Source organism: Bradyrhizobium sp. (genome assembly GCF_027307225.1).
GTDB lineage: Bacteria > Pseudomonadota > Alphaproteobacteria > Rhizobiales > Xanthobacteraceae > Bradyrhizobium.
The window spans coordinates 1-3,188 of the sequence record NZ_DAHUXJ010000079.1; the positions used below are offsets into that span (position 1 = coordinate 1).

At 63.3% G+C, this 3,188-nt stretch carries 2 protein-coding genes; one reads left to right on the plus strand and one right to left on the minus strand.

Features of this window, described 5'->3' with window-relative positions:
• Positions 1 to 396 precede the first annotated feature (396 nt).
• Complete coding sequence (locus tag M6D32_RS13950) at positions 397 to 984, minus strand: DUF3471 domain-containing protein (RefSeq protein ID WP_298257077.1); 588 nt, start codon at positions 982 to 984, stop codon at positions 397 to 399.
• Positions 985 to 1,575: 591 nt separating this feature from the next.
• Between M6D32_RS13950 and M6D32_RS13955 the strand changes: the two genes are divergently transcribed.
• A partial coding sequence (locus M6D32_RS13955) for a cyclic nucleotide-binding domain-containing thioredoxin-disulfide reductase (RefSeq protein ID WP_298257080.1) occupies positions 1,576 to 3,188 on the plus strand: 1,613 nt, incomplete at its 3' end.

The window sequence follows — 3,188 nt, forward strand, 5'->3', positions numbered from 1 at the left end:
TGAAGCTGAAATTCCGTTTATATTTGATTTTATACAGAATAATTTAGGCCATTGGCCTCTTAATGATATTAAAATATTGACCAGCCGCATCACATCCTTGGATACGCTCACGAAGGATGTTTAACGCAGCTAGCCGGATCAGAGAAAAAACCGAAGAAACAAGAATGGTGTCAGGGACAATTTAAGTGATCTGGCGGTGGTCTTGTTGGCTGTACCGAATTTTTCCCGACACCTTTTTCGGAAAAAGGTGTCAGGGACAATTTCGGGGCAGAAACGGGGGTCAGAGTGCACTTTTAGGAAGTCGACTCCGCCCCCTGTTTCTTAGCCTTTTGCTGAGCGATGGAGTCCACTGCGGGTGGCTGGCCTTGAAGAAATTGGCTCTGATCCGCTTTGAGTCTATTGATCATTCCGCGGCGCGCGCTGGTCCCTACCGCCCTGGTGCAGCACCATGGCGGTGATCTTGCCGCTGGCGTCATGCTGGAAGGTGAGCTGCGCATCGACCACCTTGTAGAAGAATTTGTCTGGCGCACTGGCAAACACCGGAAAGGCGGGCTGGCCTGTCAGTTGCACCATCAACTGCCCTGCCTGCAGCGTCACATCGAACATCGCGCTGGGCGCAAGCTGGTAATGCCCGACGTATTCCGTCAGCTTGGCGGGACTCAAGGTGACGGCGTGTTGGCTGCTGGCGGCCTCGACCTCGGCGTCGCTCATGCGTGGCGCCGGCCGATCGCCATTTTGATGCAGGATCATGCCTATGACCTTGCCCGACGCATCGCGCTGGAAACTGGCGCTGGCGTCGACGGCATCGGCGAAGAATTCATCGCGCGCACTGGGAAAGACCGGCAGGGGGGCCTGACCCGTGCCCTGTGCATAGAGTTGGTCCGCGGCCCGAAAAATCTTCAGGACGAAATCCGGCGTCAGTCGGTAGCTGCCGACGTAAGCATCGAGTTGCTCCGAAAAGGTGTCAGGGACAATTTCTGACATCGGTTCGGTGGCTGCGATGAGACTGGTTCATCCCCCGCAGCACGATATCTAACCTCCGCACGCTGCACCTGGAACGCCGCTCACCAAGCTTCCTGTCCCAATCGCCGGGTCTGGAAGGCCGCGCTCCGAGCCGTTGCCCCCGTTGGTGTCTAGCTCAACACCACGCGCAACCCTCAATCCCCCACACGCAAGCTTCTTCAGCCTTGCGCGCAAGGCCCGGCACCTTCGCGCTTCGATGCTTTCAGCCTTGCACTTTGGAGTTTCCGGCTTGCGCGCAACGGCTCCGGGCTTGTGCGCGAAGGTCGATCGGTCGCGCGCGAGGGTCAAAGACTTGCGCGCCAAGCCAAGCAAGAAGGGGCGGGCTCGATTGCTGGCGAGCGGCCTGTCGAGCTCCGGCTCACCATTGCACAGGGGCTCCGCGCAGAGCGGCGGGCCATCGTGGCCCGCCTTTTTCAGCGAAGCCTGATCAAGGACCGGAAGCTGCCGAGCGTCATCCCCGGCGGCAGCGTTATGATCGCCCCCGTGTGATTTCCCCGGAAGCCGTCCATTCGGTTGGCGACGAGCTGGAACGCATCGCAAAGGCGGAATTCCATGGAATCGATCGGCGACGATTTGCGAGTCATGCAGCGTACCCCGCTGGCCCCTGCGCACGTTGCGGCGTTGCGTGAGGCGGGTACGCAGGTGGTCTACGCGGCCGGCAGCTACCTCGCGCGCCCGGGACAACTGGCCGATCGCTTCGTCTATGTCGTCGATGGCGAAATCGAGGTCGTCAACGCCTACACCGATGAGCGTCATCTGCCATCGACGCTGGGGCCGACCCAGTTCATGGGCGAGATTTCGTTCCTCAACGGCGGCACCTTCTCGATGCCGATGCGCGCCGTGCGCGAGACGTCCGTGATCGAGGTGCCACGCGCCGCGATGCTGACGCTGATGTCGCAGATTCCCGAGATGTCGGACATCATCATCACCGTGTTCTCCGCGCGCCGCCGCCGGCAGATCGAGCAACGCGACAGCGCGCTGGTGCTGATCGGCGAGGAGCTCGACCGCGAGGTCCGTTGCATCGCCGAATTCGCCACCCGCAATCGCCTTCCCTACAGCTCGTTCGAGCTGGGCAGCGCCGAGGCGGACGCCGTGGCCGCCACGTGTGCGCTGGCGCCGGGCCGTCCCGCAGTCATTTTCGGGCGCGACACGATCGTCGACGATCCCACGCCGGACAAGGTCGCGCGCCTGCTCGGGCTCAACCTGGATCTGGTCGATGACGAGGATTTCGACGTGTTGATCGTCGGCGGCGGGCCGGCGGGTGTGGCGGCCGGGGTCTATGCGGGGGCCGAGGGGCTTTGCGCGCTGGTGACCGAGGACATCGCGATCGGTGGCCAGGCGGGCACGTCGAGCCGGATCGAAAACTACATGGGTTTCCCGACCGGTATTTCCGGCGCCGACCTGGTGTGGCGCGGCGAAATCCAGGCGATGAAGTTCGGCACGCGTTTCGCCATGCCGCGTCGCGTCGCACAGCTCGAGGCGCTGGCGGACGGCAGCTTCTGCGCCACCTTCGACAACGGCAAGCGGATCCGGGCCAGGGCGGTGGTGGTGGCGACCGGCGTGCAATATCGCCGCCTGCCGATCGAGCGGCTGATCGAGTTCGAGGGTGCCGGCGTGTACTACGCCGCGACCGAAATCGAGGCGCGCTACAGCAAGGGCACGGAGGCGATCATCATTGGCGGCGGCAATTCGGCCGGCCAGGCGGCGATGTTCCTCAGCCGCACGGCGAGCCGGGTGCGCCTGCTGGTGCGCGGTCGATCACTGGCGGCATCGATGTCGAGTTACCTGTCGAGCCGGCTCGAAGCGGAGCCGACGATCACGATCGAATACGGTGCCGAAGTCAGCGCGCTGCACGGCAGCGACCACCTGGAGGCGGTGACGATCCGCAACACCGCGCGCGGCAGCGAGGAAACGGTGCCGACCCGGGCGCTCTTCATCATGGTCGGTGCCGCCCCCAATACCGACTGGCTGACGGATCTGGTCAAGCTGGACGACAAGGGCTTCGTGCTCACCGGCGAGGCGGTGGGCGCAAGCTCGCCCTTCGCCGCCTCGCTGCCGGGCATCTTTGCGGTGGGCGACGTGCGCAGCGGATCGGTCAAGCGCGTGGCTTCGGCCGTCGGCGAGGGATCGGTGGTGATATCGAAGGTCTGGGAATTCGTCGATCG

Bases quoted from the DNA above. Each gene is read 5' to 3' on its own strand.
- M6D32_RS13950 (WP_298257077.1), bottom strand. From the start codon at position 984: ATGTCAGAAATTGTCCCTGACACCTTTTCGGAGCAACTCGATGCTTAC.